The sequence below is a fragment of the Bacillus yapensis genome (assembly GCF_005280205.1).
Classification (GTDB): domain Bacteria; phylum Bacillota; class Bacilli; order Bacillales; family Cytobacillaceae; genus Robertmurraya; species Robertmurraya yapensis.
This window is the reverse complement of the sequence record NZ_SUND01000021.1, coordinates 65,981-87,606: the sequence shown is the minus strand read 5'-3', so window position 1 is coordinate 87,606 and position 21,626 is coordinate 65,981. Positions and strand designations below refer to the sequence as shown.

The window sequence follows — 21,626 nt, the reverse complement described above, 5'->3', positions numbered from 1 at the left end:
TCACCCGTCCGCCGCTAATCTTTGGGAGCAAGCTCCCTCAGATCCGCTCGACTTGCATGTATTAGGCACGCCGCCAGCGTTCGTCCTGAGCCAGGATCAAACTCTCCAATAAAGAGTAAGAATTAGCTCTTAAATAAAACTTAAAATAAAACTAACGTTGACGTATGATTTGTTTAGTTTTCAAAGTACAATTATGATTTTTTCTACTAGGAAAAATATCATTATTTCGTTTTCTTTTGTGAAAACTTTTTTCTCTATCGCTCAGAAGCGACCTTCTCAATATAACATATTAAGAATTCATAAGTCAACAACTTTTTTAAAACTTTTTTTCGTTTTATGTAAGCTGTCCTCAGCGACATTTATTAATATATCAGTATAACAATATAAATGTCAACAACTTTTTTAAAGACTTTTTGAAGTACGCAAATAAAGTAAACATTCCTCTGTTGGAGCAACCCTTTTAAATAACGTGAATAGGATTTTGTAGCGCTCTTCCATTGCTCTTTTGACGATATGATCAATTCTTTCATCATCTAAGTCAAAAAGGATTTCATCCATCTCTCTTTTGATTAGGTATTGAATTTCTTTAAGTTCTTTATCATTAATTAGCATTCCTAGCACATCAACCACTCCTAAATATTAATGGTTATTGTAGTGTTTTCCAATTTGATTATTTTTATGACCGCCCTAACATATTTTTCCGAAATCAGCATACCTATGAGACAAGGAGTGTATTGGACGAGGTGATCATAGTGAACTTTTTTTATGTATTGAATGGAAAAACCGTTAAACAATTCTTTCTAGTCATAATCGCCGCTTTTTTTACAGCATGGTTTTTGTATTTAGAAAACTACATTCATATTCCTACCTTCTCGGATAAGGATGAACCAAAGGCCGTTTATAAAGGAGAACGAAACGTAGCCCTGACCTTTAATATTGGATGGGGAGATGAAAAAGCTGAACCAATTTTAGACCTCTTACAGAAAGAAAAAGTTACAGCCGCTACTTTCTTCTTATCTGGAGCTTGGGCCGAAAGACATCCTACATTGGTTGAACGAATTATCAAGGATGGATATGAAGTCGGAATTCTCGGCTATAACTATGTGGACTATACCGAAGTGGAAGAAAAAGAAGTTCGTAAGGATATTGCAAAAGCATTGGAGGCTTTTAAAAAGCTGAACGTCAAAAACATTAAGTTGGTACGTGCTCCTACAGGACATTTTGACCAAAAAACCTTGAAGGTTGCTGATCGACTTGGACTTACACTCGTGCATTGGAGCTTAAATTCAAACGATTGGACCAATCCAGGTGCGGATACCATTGTGAAGAATGTCTCTTCTGCCAAGAAAGGAGATATTATTCTTCTTCATGCTTCCGATTCAGCAAAACAAACAGCAGAAGCACTCCCCGATATTATTAAGGACTTAAATAAGAAAGGATTAACCTTTGTAACCATTTCAGAAATGATTGCCAATGCAGACGCCAGTTCAAAGGAAATTAAATAAAGCCCTCCATTACTTGGAAGGCTTCTTTTCTTGCGCTGATTTTTGATTTAATTTATGTAGAATTAATAACTGATAAGCGTTGCATATTAATAATGGGAAAAGCATTAAGTAGAGCCAACTATGTTCATTAACTCTTAAAACAGGCATCCATTCAATCACAGTTACAACGACCATGAAGAAAACTGCTGGAATGAAGGCTTCTCTGTTCGTTTGCTTCGCTTTTACATACGCAACAATTAGGGCAACTAAAAGTAAGAACAATGTATCAACGAAATACGGGGTTATGTTCCCTTCAAACGCTTTATAGCGGAAATAGACGAGATCAAATAACACAAAAAGGATTAAAACAATTTGAACAGCATTCCATAATTTAACCCCTTTAAAGATTCCGAGACCAAATCGATGAACCGTTAAGTAAGCGAAAAAGCCCATTTGACTCACCAAGCTAAAAATAAGACCGACACCAAATAACCAAAATAAGGTTGATAATATTTTAAGGATGTCAAAATCCGTAAAATACACTTGAAATTCATCCCAACGGACAATAAATCCTAGAATTCCAGTTACAAGCCCACCCACAAGCAATGTGGAAAAAAATAATTGAACAATATAACGGCTTTTCACGTTTTCTTTTCCTCCAAGATTCTAGATTCCCTATTCGATTGTACCAACCAAAGTTTGAAAAATCTAGGCATTCGATGAAAACGCATAAAAATTGTCGAATTTCTTCATCCTAAGGGTAGAAAGGTTTAAATGTTGTCTACTCTTAGCATTTTTTGAAAGGAGCTTTACTATGAGGAATAAACGAAATCTGCTCCTCATTCTTTTACTTGCATTTGCCCTTACTGGCTGTGCTCAATCGGACGCTGCTAGTCGAGAGTTGGACTATGAAGAAACGAAAAAGATGGTTGTCGATATTTTAAAAACTGACGATGGAAAAAAGGCTCTTCAAGAAATCATGGCAGATGACGGGATGAAGGAAAAGCTTGTGATGGATCAAACTGTTGTCACCGATACAATAGAAAAGACACTGACCTCTGAAAAAGGGGCAGATTTTTGGAAAAAACAATTCGAAGACCCAAAATTTGCAGAAGCTATGGCCAAAGGGATGCAAAAAGAACAAGAGGCGCTTATAAAAAATCTAATGAAAGATCCGGAATATAGAGCCATGATGATTGGGCTTATGAAGGATCCCGAATTAACAAAAGAGGTTACAACCTTATTAAAAAGCAATGAGTATCGCAAAGAAATCCAATCCGTCATGACAGAAACCTTTGAAAGCCCACTCTATAAAGCTAAAATAGAAGATATTTTATTGAAGGCAGCAACAGAACAAGCCAAGGGTGAAGAGAAGAAAGAAGAAGATAAATAAGTAAATGAGGATGCCCAAGTGGACATCCTCATTTTTATAACGAGCGCACGGCGCAACTATATTATCCTAATTTTTCAATAACCTTTTTCGCAATATCACCGTAAATCTTACCCAATTTGTGATCTTCCTGATAGATAGATGGAGCAAAATCGTCTTCGTTCCAGTCAGGTTGGCCTAGTGGTAACTGACCTAAGACTTCCGTTCTTAGTTCTTCAGCAAGCTTTTCTCCTCCACCTTGGCCAAAGACATACTCTTTTTCGCCAGTTAACTTGCTTTCAAAATAGGCCATGTTCTCAATAACACCAAGGATTTCATGCTCTGTTCTTAATGCCATCGCTCCTGCACGAGCCGCAACAAATGCTGCAGTTGGATGCGGAGTTGTTACGATGATTTCCTTACAAGTAGGAAGCATAGAGTGTACATCTAGGGCGACGTCACCTGTTCCTGGCGGCAAGTCTAATAGTAGATAATCGAGATCGGACCATTCAACTTCATTGAAGAAGCTGTTCAACATTTTTCCAAGCATTGGTCCTCGCCAAATAATCGGTGCATTATCTTCAACAAAGAAGCCCATAGAAATAACTTGTACACCAAATCGTTCTACAGGGATGATTTTTTCCCCTCTAACAACAGGACGTTTTGTGATCCCCATCATATCCGGAACACTGAAGCCATAGATATCTGCATCCACTAAGCCTACTTTTTTCCCTTGTCTTGCTAAGGATACTGCTAAGTTCACAGAAACTGTTGATTTTCCCACGCCGCCTTTTCCACTAGCAATGGCGATGAAGGTAGTTTTGCTATTCGGAGACAAGAGACCTGCAGAATCCTCTTCTTCTACAGTACGATGCTGTGCCAACACTTCCTCTGGAAGCTGTGCGAATCGAATTCCCACTGTTTCTGCACCAGCCTCCTTCAATAAAGCAACCACTTGTTGCTGCAATTGAAGCTGCTCAGAAGTACCCGTTTTAGCAATCGCGATTTTGACACTTACGTGATTCTTTTCTTCTTTAATCTTAATTTCTTCGACTGCATTTAATTCCTCTAACGTTTTATGTAAAAAAGGTTCCTTTATTCCGTTAAGAATCTCAACAACTTTTGCTTCCGTTAACATCTGTGACACCCCTTCTTGTATTCGTTTCCAAAATCAGTATATCATATTTCACTAGGGTAAAGCTGTTAAATCCATCACACCTAAAAAGCTTTTTTCAAAATAAAAGAAAGGTGCACATACACCTTCCTACTCAGGTTCGACAAGTTCTTCTTCTTGGGAATAATAACGGAGGATTCCTTTGTAGACCGAAGCTGCTACCTTATCCTGATAATCATCGGACTTTAGATTCTCTCGTTCCGCAGGATTCGATAGGAATCCCACTTCAACTAGAACCCCAGGCTTTTCAGCATATTTCAAAATGTACACTTGATTAATTGGCTTCGCTCTTCTTGTTGTATTTTCAAGATTAATTCGAAGTTCATCTTGAATGAATTTTGCTGCTCGAGCATTTTCAGTAAGGTGACCAGCATAGAACGTTTGCGCTCCGCTCCATTTTGGGGAAGGAATGGCATTAAGATGAATGCTTACATAGAAATCCGCTTCCGATTCATTAATCATTTGCAATCTTCTTCTTAAATCCTCGGTCTTTCTTCTACTTAGCCCTTTCGTATCTTCATCCGCCAAATCCGTATCTTCTTCCCTTGTCATCATGACGAGGGCTCCTTGTTGTTGTAGATAATCTCGAAGTTTAAAGGAGATGTTCAAAGCGATATCCTTCTCAATTGCATCTCCACCTTCAGCGCCACCGTCCGGTCCCCCGTGTCCTGGGTCCAAAAGAATAATCTGTCCTGACAAAGGCAAATTCCACGGTTTAATCGAGTCATCTTCTTGAAAATCATATTGTAAAATAAAAATTAACAACGTGAGCCCTACAAGGAATGCCCCTATTTTTAATCTCTTACTCATTTGCCCTAATCAGTCCTTCCTGCTCGTCCTTTTTCATTTCAATATATGGGACAAGAAGGATGATTAGAACAATTTTAATGTAACCTTAGCTTATGTCGTCTTTCTCCAGTACGAAAGCCTTCCATCCACCAGCTTTCGACATACTGTTCACATAAATAATAGAGCGTTTCGCTGTATACCGCTTCCGATCCTTTGCCCCAATAGAGCAAAAAGTTATAAAGCGTATCAGCTAAATGCTTTTCTTCTTTGCGGCATCGTTTCTTCACCTCTTGGGCTGACTCACCGTAATACCCGAAACGGCTAAAATGAGCGCCCAACAAATAAGATTCTATCGCAACGTCGTAACAAGCCTCTTCAATTCCAGACTGTAGAAGAAGAGTTGACGTTAAATCAGATGAGCCAAAATATTGCGTAACTCTTTCCTTCAAATTCTTTAAAGAAATTTCCTTTAACACTGACTTTTCATATTTAAGTTGTTTTTCTCTTCTTTTTTCATTAAAGGTTGTAACCACATTCACTGATTGCTCACCCCTTTTCAATAGTCTTTATCGACATGAAAGGAGACATACCAAAACAGCGCCTGCCAAATTTTTATTGTATAGAAAAAATCCCCCACACTAAAGTGCAGGGGATCAATCTTATAAATTTTCTCCATTCGTTGCGATAACGTCCTTGTACCAGAAGAATGATTTTTTCTTCTTACGGTCTAAGGTTCCACTACCATCATCGTGCTTATCAACATAAATGTAGCCGTAACGTTTGGACATTTCACCTGTTGATGCGCTCACTAAGTCAATACAACCCCAACTTGTGTAACCCATCATTTCTACTCCATCTTCATTGATCGCATCTCGCATAGCTGCGATATGTTCGCGCAAATAATCAATGCGATTATCATCTTGGATAGAACCGTCTTCCTCTATTTTGTCATACGCCCCTAGGCCGTTTTCTACCACAAAGAGCGGTACTCCATAGCGATCATATAACTTGTTTAACGAAACCCTTAGTCCAGCCGGATCAATTTCCCATCCCCAATCACTTGCGTTTAAGAACGGATTTTTGATTCCAGATAGAATATTGCCATGCGCTTTATCCTCATCGGTCTTGTGCTTCTTTTCTGTACGGGACATATAGTAGCTAAAGCCAATATAATCGACTGTATTTTCTTTTAAAAGCTCCAAGTCGCCTTCTTCGATCTTTAAATCAATGTTATGCTGCTCAAAATAACGTTTGATAAATGGTGAATATTCTCCACGAACTTGAACATCCGCACAGAAATAGTTAAATAAGCGTTCTTCTTGAAGAGCATATAATTGGTTTTCTGGATTACTATCGAAAGCATAAACCGGTGCGAAAATAATCATACATCCGATTTTGGCATCTGGAATGATTTCATGACAAGCCTTAACCGCAATGCTGCTCGCTACGAATTGATGATGGAATGCTTGGAAGGTTGGCTGGTATTTATCTTCTTCTTTTTGAATTGAAAATCCTAAGCCCATAATTGGCATCATCAAACCGCTGTTAATTTCATTAAAGGTCATCCAGTATTTCACTTTGTCTTTATATCGATTAAATATCGCATTTACATAGCGTTCAAAGAAAGTCACCACTTCACGACTTCTCCATCCTCCATATTCTTTTACTAAATTAAGTGGCATCTCATAGTGAGAAATCGTTACGACAGGCTCGATATTATACTTGTGTAGTTCATCAAATACGCGGTCATAAAACGCTAATCCTTCTTCATTTGGCTCAAGCTCATCCCCATTAGGGAAAATTCGTGTCCATGCAATGGATAATCTGAATGCCTTAAAGCCCATTTCAGCAAATAACGCGATATCTTCTTTGTAGCGATGGTAAAAATCAATTCCCTCATGATTAGGATACGTATATTTTGAATGATCAATTTCAAAATTAAAGCCAGGTTCAGAAAGTACTTTTAGTCGTTCTTTTCCACCAGGAAGAACATCTGCAATATTTAAACCTTTGTTTCCCTCATGGAATCCACCTTCCATTTGGTTCGCAGCTGTTGCTCCTCCCCAAAGAAAGCCTTCTGGAAATCGTTTGTTAGTTTCTGTCATGTTATTTTCCTCCTTCGTTTTCTAAGTTGGCACCATTTGACTGAATCACTTGCTTATACCAATGGAAACTTTTCTTTCTCAACCGCTTAAGTGTTCCGTTTCCTTCATTATCTTTATCAACATAGATATAACCGTAGCGTTTTTTCATTTCACCAGTAGACGCACTCACAATGTCGATTGGTCCCCAGCTTGTATACCCGAGTATTTCAACACCATCTTCGATTGCTTCAGCCATTTCTGCAACATGCTTTGCTAAATAGTCAATTCGGTAATCATCGATGACTTCCCCTTCAGGCGTCACTTCATCAACAGCCCCAAGTCCGTTTTCCACAACGAATAAAGGTTTTTGATAACGATCATATAGCTGATTCGCTGTAATCCGAAAGCCTTTCGGATCAATTGTCCAGCCCCATTCGGATTTTTCCAGATAAGGATTTTCAACAGAACCAAATACGTTACCACCTGTCATCTGTTTTAACACTTCTGGATCTGTACTTGTGACACGACTTGCATAATAACTGAAGCCAATATAATCAACGGTGTGATTCTTTAAAAGTTCTTCGTCCTCAGGCTCCATTTGAATGTTCAGATTGTGATCTCTGAAGAAGCGCTTTGCGTAACCTGGATATTCACCACGGGATTGTACATCGATAAAGAAGAAGGATTCCCGATCTTTTTCCATCGCGCTATAAATATCCTCAGGATTGCAAGTGTACGGATAAGTGGAACCAGCTGCTAACATACAACCGATTTTTGCATCTGGGATAATCTCATGGCACGCTTTTACTGCTAGGCTACTAGCCACAAGCTGATGATGAGCAGCCTGGTATTTAATTTGATTTTGATCTTCCCCTTGTTTAAACACTAATCCGGCACCGACAAATGGTAAGTGGAGAAGCATATTTATCTCATTAAATGTCATCCAGTACTTCACTTTTTCTTTGTATCTTTCGAAAAGAGTCGTCGCATATTTTTCAAAAAACTTCACAAGCTCGCGACTTCTCCAACTACCATATTGCTCTACCAGGTGGACCGGAACATCAAAATGAGCAATCGTCACAACTGGTTCAATCCCATATTTTAATAGCTCATCGAATAAATCGTCGTAAAATTGGAGGCCCTCTTCATTTGGTTGCTCATCATTTCCATTAGGAAAAATTCTTGCCCACGAAACAGAAACACGGAGTGCTTTGAAGCCCATTTCAGCAAATAACGCGATGTCCTCCTTATAAGTATGGTAAAAATCAATTGCTTCGTGGGAAGGATAAAAGAACCCTTCCACAGGCCGCAACGAGTCTACTTTTCCTAGCATAAGTTCGAAGCGTTTTTCACCAGTTGGGAGTAAATCGACAGTAGTCAATCCCTTGCCACCTTCTAGATAAGCCCCTTCTACCTGATTAGCAGCCAGTGCGCCACCCCATAAAAAACCTTCTGGAAATTTCGTCTTTGCCATTTTTGAAAACTCCTTTCACTCTATTTCTTTTTATGCCTGAATGAGTAGGTCTCCTACATTCAATTGCTTTTGCGGTGTTGTCTCTAATTGAAAGTCTCCTTGGTTTGTGATGACTACCGGTGTAGTAACCGCAAATCCAGATTCCTTAATCTTCTCGATATCAAATTCAATCAGTAATTGTCCTTTTTCAACGCGAGCTCCCTGCTCAGTATGGGCTGTGAAGTATTGCCCATTAAGTTGGACAGTATCTAAACCGACATGAATGAGAATTTCTGTTCCTTCTTCTGTTGTAATTCCAATCGCATGATTCGTTGGGAACAAAGCGGATACCATACCCGTTACAGGTGAAAATAATTTTCCTTCTGTAGGTTCGATTGCCACGCCTTTTCCTAGAGCACCAGAGGCAAACGCTGCATCCTCAATATCACTTAGATTCATCAATGTACCTTGTAATGGACTAGCTACGACTACATTTTCAACTTTTACTTCAGATTTTTTTGCTTCAATCGGTGTTGTTTCAGAAGTTGTTTTTTCTTTTCCTACTCCGAATAAGTAAGTAAGGATGAATCCTAATAAGAATGCGACAACTATCGCGATGATAGAGCCCCAGAAGCCTGCGCCAATGCCTGTTTCAGGATGAATATAAGATGGAATTCCGAAAATGCCTAGACCACCAATCATGTAACCCATCGTACCGAACATCGCTAAGATTGCTCCACCAACAGCGGCTGCAATACAGCTAATGATGAAAGGTTTTTTCAAAGGTAGTGTAATTCCGTAAATCGCTGGCTCAGTTACACCGAAAATACCGGAAATAAAAGCTGGAATACTCAAAGACTTTAATTTCTTTTGCTTTGTTTTTAACCAAACTCCTAGAACAGCACCTGTTTGTGCAAATGAAGCCGCGAAAATCATCGCTAAAATCGGGTCTGCACCAAGGGTAGTAAGGTTATTAATCGCAACCGGGATAAGACCCCAATGTAGACCAAAGATAACGAATACTTGCCAAAATGCTCCTAAGAAAATACCTGCAATAATTGGGCTTAAGTTATAAATGCCTGTAGTAGCCGTTCCTAACAGCTGCCCTGCCCATGTGGCAACCGGACCAATCACGATAAATGTAACTGGAAGTGTAATCAATAATGCTAAGAATGGAACAAGGAATGTCTTTACAACATCTGGAATCACTGTCTTTAACCAATTTTCAACTTTTGCACCAAAATAAGCAGCAATGATAACTGGAATAACTGACGATGAGTACGTCATTAAGATAACTGGAATGCCTAAGAAAGTAATATGAACAGGAGACTCAAACAATGTTCCTGCAAAAAGTGTGTAAAGTGGTTCGCCTGCTGTTAATCCGGATAAAGTTGGATAAACCAAGGCCGCTCCAATCGCCATCCCGACAAATGGACTACCGCCGAATTTTTTAATCGCTGTATACCCTAAGAAAATAGGAAGGTAATAGAATAAAGAATCACCAATCGCATTTAAAATTTGATAAGTTCCAGAAGTATCCGAAAGCCAACCTAAGGCTACAAATAACGCATTGAAACCTTTAATCATCCCTGTTGCCGCTAATACACCTAAAATTGGTGTAAATATTGCAGCGATAATATCAATAAATTGATTGAATGGGTTCTGCTTTTTGCCATCATCTTCTGCTACTGGAGCTGAAGACTGGAATCCACCAGTTTCAACAACTGCTTTGTACACATCAGGTACATGGTTCCCGATAACGACTTGGTATTGACCGCCACTTTTCATAACGGTTACAACACCATCCATATTTTTTAATACATCCGTATTTGCCTTACTTTCATCCTTTAGCTTAAATCGTAAGCGTGTAATACAATGGACAACACTGTTAACGTTCTCTTTTCCGCCAACATTGGAAATAATGTCTTTGGCTAATTGCTCGTATTTCATCATTGACCCCTGCTTTCATTTTTATTTTTTTATAGTTACTCTTTTCACACTGTGATTTTGCTAATTTTGAATAAAAGTTATAAGGCCTTAGCGAGAAAAGAGATGGCTAATTTGGTCATTTTTTTAATAAAAAAACCTGAACCGATTTGAACACACGAATAGTGCATTTCAAATCAATTCAGGTTATGCCCAAAAAGGTAACATTCCTTTTAAGTTATTAAGTTTGTACCTAAAAGATATCATCGTATCCCCAAGATGTCAACGCTTTCATTATAAAAATATTTTCAATTTTTCTGATTTAATTGGTGCCGTGCTGTGACCCTATGAATATGCACAGTTAGATAAATTTCCTCATCCTTTGTCAGATTCCAATTGAAACTGTTCTTCAGATATATAGTGATTTTTTTCGTACATACAAAAGCTTCTTCATACTTCTGCTGGATTTGCTCATAAAGAAAAATGTCTGCGCCATCCTCATGCTTCTCATTGCGAATAAAGCGAATCGCAAAGAACCGCAGATGAGTTAAGAATCGTTCGTAATTGACAGAACTCTCATCTAGTTCCATTTTAAAATGGTATTTCACGATATTCAAAATCGTATTAACTATCTCAGTGATTTGAATAGCTGCTGCCATATTTTCTCCAGAGAGCTGACTATTAACTAAATGCAAAGCTAGAGATGCAGCCTCATCCTCACCAAGCATCACACCTGTGTCTTTTTCAATAATTTCTAACGCCTTTAAAGCTACCTGGAATTCCTCTTTATAATACTTACGAATTTCCCAAAGAAGAGCATTTTTTAGATGAATCCCTTGCTTATACCTACTAATCGCAAAGCTTAAGTGATCCGTTAAAGCGACATATAGGTACTCATCCAATTTATAAGGAAGAGCAGACTGTGCATATTGGATAATTTTTGAGGAGATACCCAAATACAGCTCAGAAGTATCTGTTAACAACTTTGCTAACTTCTCAGCAATTCCATGGGTCTCCAACACAAACGTCTTCTCGATTTTCGAAGTATCAATCGTTTCGCCTACTCGTTTCTGAAATGCCAGTCCCTTTCCCATTACAACAATTTCCTGGTTATCGACGTTATTCGTCACTACCACATTATTGTTTAGTATCTTTCTGATTTCCATATCCAACTCTCCTCTACTCCCCTTTAGAAAAGCGTAAACACAGGAGTTAACCCTGAAATTATTAAAAAAAACCTAAAATTGACAAAAGAATACCCACTGGATACCCTCCCACAAAATTAGGTTTTGCCTGCCGAACAGTAACAATCCAATTCATTAAGTTGAAAACGGTTACTAACATTATTTCACCAAGATTTGGGGTTGTCAAGCATAGTTCTTTTTACATAGAAAAAATCCCCCACACTAAAGTGCAGGGGATCAATTTATTACGAAGCATCCTCAAACTGACTGTTATAAAGTTCGGCATAGAAACCATTTTGTGAAAGTAGTTCTTCGTGATTGCCACTTTCCACAATATCTCCATCTTTCATCACAAGGATTAAGTCGGCATTTCTAATTGTGGATAACCTGTGGGCAATGACAAAGGACGTCTTGCCGACTGTTAGCTTATCCATTGCCTGCTGAATCAACACTTCAGTACGGGTATCAACCGAGCTTGTTGCTTCATCCAAAATAAGCAACGGTGCATTTTCGACTACAGCGCGCGCAATCGTGATCAACTGTTTTTGACCAGCAGAAAGATTCGCTTTGTCATCAAGAACGGTATCATAACCTTTTGGCAATGTTTTAATAAAATGGTGTAGACCAACCGCTTTACATGCTGCCTCTACCTCTTCATCGGTCACTCCCTTTTTAGAAAAGACAATGTTTTCACGAATCGTCCCTTCAAACAACCATGTATCCTGAAGAACCATACAGAAAAGATCATGAATATTTTCGCGAGTGAGGTTTCGAATTGGTACTCCATCAATCAAGATTTCACCATCGTTAATTTCATAGAAGCGCATGAGCAGGTTAACCAATGTCGTCTTCCCTGCACCAGTTGGACCAACAATGGCCACTTTTTGCCCCGCTTTCGCTGTTGCCGAGAAGTTATTAATGACTAACTTATCGTCACTGTAGCCGAAGCGGACATTTCTAAATTCGACATTACCTTTTGCCGTTTCAAGTCTTTCATGCTTATCACTTTCATCTTGTAGCTCTTCCTCAGCAAGAAATTCAAAGACACGTTCGCTTGCAGCAGCAGTGGATTGTAGTCCAGTTGCTGCCTGTGCAATCTGGGCAAGCGGCTGAGTAAACAAGCGAATGTACACCATAAAGGCGACAATAACACCAAATGAAATGGAACCATTATGAGCAAGTACCGCTCCAACAATAGAAACCACTACATAGCCGAAATTCCCAACAAACATCATAAGCGGCATCATCAGCCCTGACATAAACTGAGACTTCCATGCGCTATCATACAATTTCGTATTGACGTCATGGAATACGTGCTTCGCTTCCTTCTCTCCGTTATAGACCTTGACTACATTATGGCCAGTATAGATCTCTTCAATATGTCCATTGAGTTTCCCAAGATGTTGCTGCTGTTGAACAAAATATTTCTGTGATTTTGAGATAATGGAGCCCATTAAGACAAAACCAACAATTGTCGAAGCGATGGCAGCAAGGGCCATAATCCAGTTCGTGTAAAACATCATAATCAGTGATCCAAGGAACATCGTAATCGAACCAACAAGTGTTCCTAAACTCTGATTCATCGTTTGACCAATCAAATCAACATCGTTTGTAACTCGACTTAAAATATCGCCGTAGCTCGTCTTGTCAAAGTATTTAAGTGGCAAGCGATTAATCTTCGTTGAAATATCCGTACGTAAATTTTTTGCTACTCGTTGCGTAATTGTTGCCATAATATAACCTTGAGCAAAATTGAAGACAACGCCTATCCCATACAATATCGCTAGGAAAATAGCTACATCAACAACAGCCTCCAGATCAATCTCTGTCATGATACCTTCGATAATAATATCAGTGATCTGGCTAAGATATTCTGGTCCAAGAATATTGAGAATAGCTCCCGCCATCCCCAACACCAATGCTAAAATAATCAGCGGCACATAGGATTTACAATAGGCGATTAATTTTTTCATCGTTTCTTTAAAATTTTTCGCTTTGCCTCCACCAGGGCCCATCGGACCACCCAGACCAGGACCCGGGTCACGCTCTTCTTTTTGATTTAGAGGAATCTCTTTTTCTTTTTTAGCCAATTTCAAGCTCCTCCTTTGATAACTGGGAATAAGCAATTTCTTGATACACACTACAAGTCTTCATCAGTTCATCATGTGTACCGATGCCAACAACCGCACCTTCGTCTAGCACGACAATTCGATCTGCATCCTTAATTGTCCCAATACGCTGAGCCACGATTAGATTAGTCGCATCATTAATTTCCTTTTTCAAAGCTGCTCGCAAGACTTTATCTGTTTTATAATCAAGCGCTGAAAAAGAATCATCAAATAAATAAATTTCTGGCCGTTTGTACACAGCTCGAGCAATCGATAATCTTTGTTTCTGACCTCCAGAAATATTGGTACCTCCCTGAGCAATCGTTGCCTCATATTGGTTTTCCATTTTTTCTACAAAGTCAGTACCCTGTGCGATTTCAACAGCTTTCTTGACGGTTGCTTCATCGACTTCTACTTTCCCATTCTCTCCATAGACAACATTGGAAGAGACAGTACCAGAAAACAACACAGCTTTCTGTGACACATACCCAAGCTTATCGTGTAACGCTTCTTGCGTATATTCTTTTACATTGATCCCATCAACCAACACTTCTCCTTCTGTCGCATCGTAAAATCGTGGAATCAGGTTGATTAAAGTACTTTTTCCACTTCCGGTTGAACCGATAAAGGCCACTGTTTCTCCCTTTCCGGCCTTAAAGCTAACGTTATGAAGGATATAATCTGCCGCATCTGGGTACTTGAAGCTAACATTGCGGAATTCAACTTCTCCAGAAATACCTGTCTTTCCTTCTGTTTTATCCCCATCAATAATCTTTGTTTCGGTATCTAACACTTCATTAATACGCTTCGCAGAAACAGAAGCACGAGGGAGCATAATAAATACGAATGAGAGCATCATGAATGCCATAATAACCTGCATCGCATAAGACATGAACACGACCATATCTGAGAACAATGGCAATCTATCTGGTAAAGCGGCGCCATTAATGAGATAGGCACCAATCCAATAAATCGCCAGACTCATCCCTGACATAATCAGACCCATACCCGGTTGCATAATTGCCATCATTCTGTTCGTGAACAGGTTCGTTTTTGTCAGGTTGTTATTTGCCTCTTCAAATTTAGTTTCTTGGAAGTCAACAGCATTATAGGCACGTACAACACGAATCCCTGTGAGGTTCTCTCTTGTTACACGATTCAAATTATCAGTCAAAGTCTGAATGACTTTAAACTTCGGTAAGGCGAAAATCACGATTAAAGAGAGCATCAAAATCAGTAATAGCACGGCAATTCCTGTCGTAGCCGTCCACTGCCAGCTCTTCCCCATGATTTTTAAAATCGCCCATACAGCAAGAATCGGCGCCTTCACAAGTGCCTGTAGACCAATCGCAATCAGCAATTGGATTTGCGTAATATCATTTGTCGAACGTGTAATCAAACTAGGTGTGGAGAAACCATTGATTTCTTCCATCGAAAAAGATAACGTCTTCTCAAATACCTTTCCGCGTATGCGAACAGAAAATCCCGCTGCCACTTTGGCTGCAAAGTAACCGACGATAACGGCTGTTACCAAACTACCAATCGCACACAAAATCATGTATACACCATTTAGAAGAATATCACTCATGTTGCTGCCTTCAGTCTGTACGAGAATCGTGATCTCTTCCATATATTCAGGTAACTTCAAATCGAGCCACACTTGGGCCACGATGAAGATCAAACTACAGAATATGAGCATCCATTCTTGTTTCTGAAGATGCTTAAAAATTTTCAGCATTCTTTTACCCCTTCCTTAAGGCTCTATTCTTGATTTGTAATTTCATTTATTCGTTTTAAAATTCGAATTAGTTCTTTTGCATCTTTCTCGCCTAATTTCTCTAGCATTTGTTCTGTCATACCCACTACTTCTTGCCGACGCTTGATCAAAAAATCTTTTCCGGCGTCAGTCACTTTCACGATCACAATTCTCTTGTCATCTGGATTACGACTACGTTCAATATACCCTTTTTTTGATAAGCTATTTAGAGCACTAGCAACACGTGGGGTCGTGAAACCTAATTTCTCACTTAGTTCACCCGCTGTGACACCTTCACCACGAAACATAATATGCCCCAATATCCTCATCTCTCCTTGGGAGATACCTCCAATTTTCTCATGAATCGGCATTTTGAAGGTGTTCTTCATAGTAAGAAGTAGTTCAAACGCTAACTCCTTGGAATCCATAACACTCCTCCTGAATTTATCTAACACTATTAGACAATATACTCCTCATTCCCTACAATGTCAAAAGAAAAAAGACCGCCGAGAAAATTCCCGACAGTCTTCACAATCCATTATTTTTTTAATGCTTCGTATTGAGCAACAACTTCTTTTGTTAACTCATTTGATGCCTCTAAACCAGATACTTCTTGAAGTGTTTGAACGACACCATTTGCTTTAATCATTTCTTGAAGCTTAACAGCATCTTCATCTCCAGAGAAGTCAAATAGCAATGCTGCAGCAATTGCTTTCGCTAGGTTTGTATAAGAAAGACCTGCCTTTTGCGCTTGTAAAGCTGGGCGTACCAATCTGTCTTCATGACCAAGCTTACGAAGTGGAGAACGACCTACACGTGTCACACCGTCATTTAGATGAGCATTTTCGAAACGACCAATGATTTTATCAATGTATTTTTGATGTTCTGCTGGATCTAGCTTGTATTCGTTAATTAAGTAAGCACCAGTCTCACCAAGAGTAGCTTTTACCTGCTTGTAGATTTCTTCGTCTGCTAATGTTTGGTCGATTGTTTCCTTACCTGCAAGGTAACCGAAGTATGCAATCACAGCATGCCCAGTGTTAACAGTAAATAGCTTTCTTTCAATGAATGGAGCTAATTCAGGAACAATTGTCATTCCTTCGATATGTGGAATTTCTTCAGTTGTTTCCACAACCCACTCATAGTATGGCTCAACAAGAACATCGAGAGAACCTTCGTTATTTTGAATTGGCACAATACGGTCAACGGCAGAATTCAAGAATGCCACTTGAGCTAGTACTTTTTCTTTTGTTTGCTCATCAAGATGCTCCATGATATAGCCTTTTAAAAGGTCTGTAGCAGAAATTTGGTTTTCACAAGCAATCACATATAGCTTTTCATTGTTTGCTTCTACTCTAGCGGTTAACCCTTTTGCGATTAACGGTGCAATTCGCGGAAGAATGTTTGGTCCAATTGCTGTTGTTAAAAAGGCAGCATCCTTAACCGCATCGATTACTTCTTGTTCTTGTTTCAAATTATTTAATCCAGAAACATTTTCAATCGTTACTGATTCTTTTGCATCTGTTGCCAACTTCACTTGATACTGCTTTTCCGCATTTAATTGATCAATGATTGCATCCGCAATGTCCACAAAGGTTACATGGTATCCAGACTGCGAAAAAAGAGCTCCAATAAATCCTCTTCCGATGTTCCCTGCTCCAAAATGTACTGCTGTTTTCATCCGAATCATTCCTTTATCTATTTATTTATGGCTCTTTTCTCTAGCTTTTGTTTCTTTTGGAACCGCAACAAAAAATTCATCTATGTTTTCAATGATTCTAACCTTGAAACAAATGAGAAAAGAGCTTGAAGCTAAATCAAGAAGCACCAATTAGTTTTCTCTACGTTAAAATCGGCATTAGGATTTTAACATCAACATTAGGAAAACTATCTTAATTTAAAATTGTTTTCCAGATACTTCACAAAAATCGATTCTAATCTTTTATATATTAACTCCTCATTGGCTGAGGAGAATATAAGCAGCGCTTCATCCGTTTCAATAATGCTCGTACTAATCAAGCTTAATATTTCCTGTTCTCTCTGGCTTAATTCCGCGGGCGCGAGCATAAGCAGCAAGTTCTTCATCCATACATCATTTCCGTCCATCCCTTTCACAATACAAGGGTTTGGAAGATGAGCAATTTGGAAAATAAGCTGATGGACATGCTCATTCCTTGTATGAAAAAGAGCAATATTCGTCTGCGGAATTCCAAGACCGCCTTTCTTGCTCCTCTCCTTCAAGGAATGCAAAACATCCTTTGGTTCTTCTAGCAACTGTTCCTCTTCAGATCGTCGGAGCATTTTTTCAAGAATTTCCTCTTGGCTTTCCCATTCTTCGATCCGATAGTAACGAAAATGTTTAATAATTGCCTCAATGCTTTCCTGAACATCCTTCAATTCTTGCAACATATCTTTTAGCTCGAAATTTTGTGTATCCACGCTAGGTTGCGCAGAAGTTGTTTGTAAATATCGTTGGCGTTTCGTGAGCGATTCAATATGGTTTTGTAAGAATGTTTTAATCGTCGTGATATTATCCTCAGTCAAAAGGGGATTCACCAATACATATTCTCTATTCATAAAAGGCAAACGGACCGTAGACAGAATCAAGTCATACTCATTAAGGTCGACCCGCTCTGTGATTTCCTTAATCGATTTAATATCAATCAAACTAATTTCACTGATTTCCTTCTTAATTCTGCTCGCGAGCATTTTCGAAGTGCCAATTCCAGTTGGACAAATGACCAAAGCTTTGATCGCCATATTCTCTTCCTGCATTACAAGAGCAGAGCCAAAATGAAGAACCATAAAGGCAATTTCGTCATCAGGAAAATCGTCTATATCATTGAATTCCATTTCCACGCTATTCTTGACCGCCATAAACAAAAGCGGATACTTCCGCATGATTTCCTCTTTAAGCGGATTAAAGGACTCCATGTTTTGCTTAATACGGAACAAGGATGGTCCCATATGCGCAAGCAATCCTTGAAATAAAGAAAAGTCCTGGGTTAAATCCACATGTATTTGATCCGACACAGACTGGATCATATTTTTGATCATTTGTGCAAGAACAATACTGTCATAAGGAACCCCTTCAGCTCCACGAAGCTTCGTTCCTTTAAGAATGAGCGCCAAATAAAAAATATCATGTTCTGAGAATTCAACATCCGTTTTCTGTTCAAGCTCCTTAGCGATTGTCTGCATAATCTCGAACTCAGCAGCAACTTCACTCTCGGCGATGCAAGCATCCTCTTCGATAAAGAAATCAGCTTCAATTCGCTGAAGCGTAATATAAATATGTAATACGATTTCTAAATAGCCACTATCCGCAAGACGTCCAGGTGCACCTTGAAAAGTTGCATTGACAAGCGCGTTCACTTCCCAAAAAAGGCTTGCATTAAAATAGTGCAAAATCTGTTCTTCGGCTAGTCTCCCTTGCTCCAACAAAAAAAGCTTTTCAATTAATTCCTCATGAAAATATTGTAGGAAAAAATGAACGAGTGCTCTTCGTCTGTTCGATTCAGTCCCATTCAGCTCGACGCCTACTCCTCTTTTTCTCGTAAGCTCCAATTGAAAATGGCTTAACCATTCAGTCAGATCATCGAGATAAGCAGCTAATGTAGCTGTACTAATGCCAAGATGGCTTGATAGCACTTGCGTTTTGTACAAATCTTCTTCTAGGATGGCGAGCAAGAGACGCAGCTTTCGTTCCTGCAGTGGTTCATCAATTAACTCACTCCCGGCTAAATACTGAATGAGTCGAAAAATCTGTTCATTCTTCCCTTCAATCACTAGCCCTTGGTTCTTGTTGCGGGTCAGTCGCAGCTCAAACTGTTGCAGGATCTTTTCTACTGACTTTAAATCTCGTTGAATTGTCCTAGCACTTACATGTAGAGAAGACGCAATTGATAAAGCCGTGTGCTTTCCTGATGTTTTAATAATCAGTTCAATAATGGCTTTCTCCCTCGAGGTAATATGCATAGTCATCAACTCGTTCCTAATTAAAATAACGAAAAACACGGAAAAGAAAAGCGCAATACTACGCTTTTCTATTCAGCCAATTCATATAATTTATTTCTTGCCAAGAATATCGATAATTTCTTGTGCAGTCTTTGCACTTACCAATTTTTCGATATTTTCCATTTCTGAGCAAGTTACCGCAATTCCAGATAGAATTTCTAGATGTGTGCCGTCTTTTCCAGCGATACCGAAAACAAGACGAACCTTTTGACCATCGAAATCAACACCATTTGGAATCTGTAGAACCGTAAATCCTGATTTCAATACTGCCTTCTTCGCATCTTCTGTACCATGCGGAATCGCAACATCGTTACCCATATAAGTAGAAGTCATGTTATCGCGTTCAATCATGGCTTCAATATAGCTCTCATCGACATAGCCTGCATCGACTAATGCTCTACCTGCAAAACGGATAGCTTCTTCTTTATTAGCAAATTCTTTGTTGATGAAGACATTTTCCGGACGAAGTAAATCATCTGAATGATTTTCTTGTTCCACATTATCTGTACCCGCTTCTTCTGCATCCTCAACGATTTCTTCAAGTTCAGAGTTAGCCGGGAATTGTAGCTTGCTAATTAAGTTATCGTACTCAGGACTAGATAAGAAGTTGTCCACTGAAATATGATAAGCATTTGGAACTTGTTTGCGCGCTCTTGGCGTTAATTCTTCTTGCGTAATAACGATTTGTGCATCAGCTGGAAGATTACTGATAGATGTGTTTGTTACATTCACATTGATTCCAGCTTCTTTTACCTTTTTACGAAGAAGGGATGCACCCATTGCACTTGAACCCATTCCCGCATCACAAGCAAAGATGATTTTTGAAACATTATCAGGCATAGCTCCTTGGTTCTCTGTAAGAGCACCTGCAACTGAGCTTTTCTTGCCTTTCATTTCTTGCATTTTTTGAGCAGCAGCTTCTAGATCGTCTTCGCCTTGCTTACCAGTTTTTAAGATAAATGACGAAACGATGAATGATACAACTCCAGCTACGATAACACCAGCAAAGTTAGCAATATATGCACTTGCATGGTGAGGTGTTACTGCTGTAATCGCAAGAATACTTCCTGGTGATGATGGAGCAAATAATCCGCCACCTAGCATTACTAATGTGAACACACCACTCATTCCACCAAGAATAACTGCAACAATAAGTAGTGGACGCATTAGGATATACGGGAAGTAAATCTCATGAATACCACCAAAGAAGTGAATGATTCCTGCACCAGGTGCTGATTTCTTTGCAGCCCCTTTGCCAAAGAACATATATGCAAGTAGGACACCAATACCAGGTCCTGGGTTTGCTTCAAGAAGGAACAAAATAGATTGTCCAGTTTCTTTAACTTGTTCTACACCAATTGGGGAAAGAACACCGTGATTGATTGCATTATTTAAGAACAATACTTTCGCTGGTTCGATTAAGATACTTGTTAATGGAAGAAGTCCTGTTCCAACTAACCAGTCAACACCTGCCACTAACCAATCTGTGAAAGCAGAAATAACTGGACCAATTCCTAAGAACGAAAGAATTGCAAGGATTGCACCAAGAATCCCGGCAGAGAAGTTGTTCACAAGCATTTCGAAGCCTGCACGAACCTTTCCTTCGATCCATTTGTCGAACATTTTGATTACCCATCCACCAAGTGGACCCATAACCATTGCGCCAAGGAACATTGGGATTTCAGAACCTGCGATAACCCCCATTGTGGCAATCGCACCAACAACCGCTCCACGCTGATCGTGCACAAGCTTACCACCAGTGTATCCGATAATGATTGGTAATAGGTATTTGACCATTGGATCGACCATGTTGGCAAGGCTTTCATTTGGCCAAAAGCCAGTAGGTATGAATAAAGCTGTAATTAATCCCCAAGCGATAAATGCTGAAATATTCGGCATTACCATGGAACTTAAGAAGTTACCAAACTTCTGTACAGCCACTTTTATATTAGACTGAGACATGTTACTCTCTCTCCTTTAATTTTTGAGTCGACTACGATCGTAACCTAAAAAGAAAGCACCATCAACATAGTTAAAACCTACTTTTGTCGCATAGATAAAGACAAAAGTAGTGTATCTCAAAATCAAGGAAGGTATTCATTTACAAAAATGGTAGAGGACCTTTTTGCATAAATATACTAATGCTATGAAATCCCTTTATTTAATAGATTTCGGCCTCGTAAATACTCTATCTTTTTTTCCAATTTGCCTGACACCAAATGACTCCTCGTCCCATAAAATAGGGTAATCATGTTCAAGAAAGAAGAGGTGTAAAGTAATGA

The 21,626-nt window shown here is 39.1% G+C and carries 17 protein-coding genes and 1 rRNA gene; 2 read left to right on the top strand and 16 right to left on the bottom strand.

The genetic code is table 11. From position 1 onward, the window contains the following. Both FAR12_RS20550 and FAR12_RS20545 read right to left on the bottom strand, forming a co-directional pair. Nucleotides 1–112, bottom strand: a 16S ribosomal RNA gene (locus FAR12_RS20550); the annotation flags it as partial. Between the two features lie 290 nt (nucleotides 113–402). Next, on the bottom strand, nucleotides 403–621 hold the full coding sequence (locus FAR12_RS20545; protein ID WP_126410641.1) for a hypothetical protein: 219 nt from the start codon (nucleotides 619–621) through the stop codon (nucleotides 403–405). A gap of 131 nt (nucleotides 622–752) precedes the next feature. Here FAR12_RS20545 and pdaB point away from each other — a divergent pair, with 131 nt between their 5' ends. Then, nucleotides 753–1,505, top strand: a complete 753-nt coding sequence (gene pdaB, locus FAR12_RS20540; RefSeq protein WP_126410640.1) for a polysaccharide deacetylase family sporulation protein PdaB — start codon at nucleotides 753–755, stop codon at nucleotides 1,503–1,505. Between the two features lie 9 nt (nucleotides 1,506–1,514). On the opposite strand, the gene FAR12_RS20535 is transcribed toward pdaB, so the two are convergent. Then, nucleotides 1,515–2,129: a KinB-signaling pathway activation protein gene (locus FAR12_RS20535; RefSeq protein WP_126410639.1), complete on the bottom strand. Its 615-nt coding sequence runs from the start codon at nucleotides 2,127–2,129 to the stop codon at nucleotides 1,515–1,517. Nucleotides 2,130–2,298: 169 nt separating this feature from the next. On the opposite strand from FAR12_RS20535, the gene gerD reads away from it, so the two are divergent. Beyond that, nucleotides 2,299–2,877 carry a spore germination lipoprotein GerD gene (gerD, locus tag FAR12_RS20530; protein ID WP_126410638.1) on the top strand — a complete coding sequence of 193 codons (579 nt, stop codon included), beginning with the start codon at nucleotides 2,299–2,301 and terminating at the stop codon, nucleotides 2,875–2,877. Between the two features lie 61 nt (nucleotides 2,878–2,938). Here the strand turns inward: gerD and FAR12_RS20525 are convergent, their stop codons facing one another. From FAR12_RS20525 to FAR12_RS20465, 13 genes are all read right to left on the bottom strand, one after another. Continuing rightward, on the bottom strand, nucleotides 2,939–3,991 hold the full coding sequence (locus FAR12_RS20525; RefSeq protein WP_126410637.1) for an Mrp/NBP35 family ATP-binding protein: 1,053 nt from the start codon (nucleotides 3,989–3,991) through the stop codon (nucleotides 2,939–2,941). Nucleotides 3,992–4,117: 126 nt separating this feature from the next. Beyond that, nucleotides 4,118–4,837 (bottom strand): N-acetylmuramoyl-L-alanine amidase CwlD, encoded by a 720-nt coding sequence (cwlD, locus tag FAR12_RS20520; RefSeq protein WP_126410636.1) that lies wholly within the window; start codon nucleotides 4,835–4,837, stop codon nucleotides 4,118–4,120. Between the two features lie 74 nt (nucleotides 4,838–4,911). After that, a complete protein-coding gene (locus tag FAR12_RS20515) occupies nucleotides 4,912–5,355 on the bottom strand; it encodes a YbaK family protein (protein WP_126410635.1) in 444 nt (147 codons plus the stop codon). 120 nt (nucleotides 5,356–5,475) lie between these two features. After that, on the bottom strand, nucleotides 5,476–6,921 hold the full coding sequence (locus FAR12_RS20510; RefSeq protein ID WP_126410634.1) for a glycoside hydrolase family 1 protein: 1,446 nt from the start codon (nucleotides 6,919–6,921) through the stop codon (nucleotides 5,476–5,478). A gap of 1 nt (nucleotide 6,922) precedes the next feature. Next, entirely contained in the window at nucleotides 6,923–8,374 is a 1,452-nt protein-coding gene (locus tag FAR12_RS20505; protein WP_126410633.1) for a 6-phospho-beta-glucosidase, read from the bottom strand. A gap of 30 nt (nucleotides 8,375–8,404) precedes the next feature. Continuing rightward, complete coding sequence (locus FAR12_RS20500) at nucleotides 8,405–10,303, bottom strand: beta-glucoside-specific PTS transporter subunit IIABC (protein ID WP_126410632.1); 1,899 nt, start codon at nucleotides 10,301–10,303, stop codon at nucleotides 8,405–8,407. Between the two features lie 284 nt (nucleotides 10,304–10,587). Continuing rightward, the gene (gene licT, locus FAR12_RS20495) at nucleotides 10,588–11,445 is read right to left on the bottom strand and encodes a BglG family transcription antiterminator LicT (protein WP_126410631.1); all 858 of its coding nucleotides are present in this window, start codon (nucleotides 11,443–11,445) and stop codon (nucleotides 10,588–10,590) included. 263 nt (nucleotides 11,446–11,708) lie between these two features. Further along, nucleotides 11,709–13,553 (bottom strand): ABC transporter ATP-binding protein, encoded by a 1,845-nt coding sequence (locus tag FAR12_RS20490; protein ID WP_425456211.1) that lies wholly within the window; start codon nucleotides 13,551–13,553, stop codon nucleotides 11,709–11,711. Next, a complete protein-coding gene (locus FAR12_RS20485) occupies nucleotides 13,546–15,309 on the bottom strand; it encodes an ABC transporter ATP-binding protein (RefSeq protein WP_126410630.1) in 1,764 nt (587 codons plus the stop codon). The genes FAR12_RS20490 and FAR12_RS20485 overlap by 8 nt, the downstream gene beginning before the upstream one ends. 23 nt (nucleotides 15,310–15,332) lie before the next feature. After that, nucleotides 15,333–15,755, bottom strand: a complete 423-nt coding sequence (locus tag FAR12_RS20480; protein ID WP_126410629.1) for a MarR family winged helix-turn-helix transcriptional regulator — start codon at nucleotides 15,753–15,755, stop codon at nucleotides 15,333–15,335. Between the two features lie 110 nt (nucleotides 15,756–15,865). Next, nucleotides 15,866–17,008, bottom strand: coding sequence for a mannitol-1-phosphate 5-dehydrogenase (locus FAR12_RS20475; protein ID WP_126410628.1), 1,143 nt, complete (start codon nucleotides 17,006–17,008; stop codon nucleotides 15,866–15,868). A gap of 206 nt (nucleotides 17,009–17,214) precedes the next feature. Continuing rightward, a complete protein-coding gene (locus tag FAR12_RS20470) occupies nucleotides 17,215–19,305 on the bottom strand; it encodes a BglG family transcription antiterminator (RefSeq protein ID WP_126410627.1) in 2,091 nt (696 codons plus the stop codon). Between the two features lie 90 nt (nucleotides 19,306–19,395). After that, nucleotides 19,396–21,306 carry a PTS mannitol transporter subunit IICBA gene (locus tag FAR12_RS20465; RefSeq protein WP_126410626.1) on the bottom strand — a complete coding sequence of 637 codons (1,911 nt, stop codon included), beginning with the start codon at nucleotides 21,304–21,306 and terminating at the stop codon, nucleotides 19,396–19,398. Nucleotides 21,307–21,626 lie beyond the last annotated feature (320 nt).

Excerpts from the sequence above, each read along its gene's own strand:
- gerD (WP_126410638.1), top strand. The coding sequence starts at position 2,299 with ATGAGGAATAAACGAAATCTGCTCCTCATTCTTTTACTTGCATTTGCC.
- FAR12_RS20525 (WP_126410637.1), bottom strand. The coding sequence starts at position 3,991 with ATGTTAACGGAAGCAAAAGTTGTTGAGATTCTTAACGGAATAAAGGAA.
- cwlD (WP_126410636.1), bottom strand. The coding sequence starts at position 4,837 with ATGAGTAAGAGATTAAAAATAGGGGCATTCCTTGTAGGGCTCACGTTG.
- FAR12_RS20510 (WP_126410634.1), bottom strand. The coding sequence starts at position 6,921 with ATGACAGAAACTAACAAACGATTTCCAGAAGGCTTTCTTTGGGGAGGA.
- FAR12_RS20505 (WP_126410633.1), bottom strand. The coding sequence starts at position 8,374 with ATGGCAAAGACGAAATTTCCAGAAGGTTTTTTATGGGGTGGCGCACTG.
- FAR12_RS20500 (WP_126410632.1), bottom strand. The coding sequence starts at position 10,303 with ATGAAATACGAGCAATTAGCCAAAGACATTATTTCCAATGTTGGCGGA.
- licT (WP_126410631.1), bottom strand. The coding sequence starts at position 11,445 with ATGGAAATCAGAAAGATACTAAACAATAATGTGGTAGTGACGAATAAC.
- FAR12_RS20485 (WP_126410630.1), bottom strand. The coding sequence starts at position 15,309 with ATGCTGAAAATTTTTAAGCATCTTCAGAAACAAGAATGGATGCTCATA.
- FAR12_RS20480 (WP_126410629.1), bottom strand. The coding sequence starts at position 15,755 with ATGGATTCCAAGGAGTTAGCGTTTGAACTACTTCTTACTATGAAGAAC.
- FAR12_RS20475 (WP_126410628.1), bottom strand. The coding sequence starts at position 17,008 with ATGAAAACAGCAGTACATTTTGGAGCAGGGAACATCGGAAGAGGATTT.
- FAR12_RS20470 (WP_126410627.1), bottom strand. The coding sequence starts at position 19,305 with ATGCATATTACCTCGAGGGAGAAAGCCATTATTGAACTGATTATTAAA.
- FAR12_RS20465 (WP_126410626.1), bottom strand. The coding sequence starts at position 21,306 with ATGTCTCAGTCTAATATAAAAGTGGCTGTACAGAAGTTTGGTAACTTC.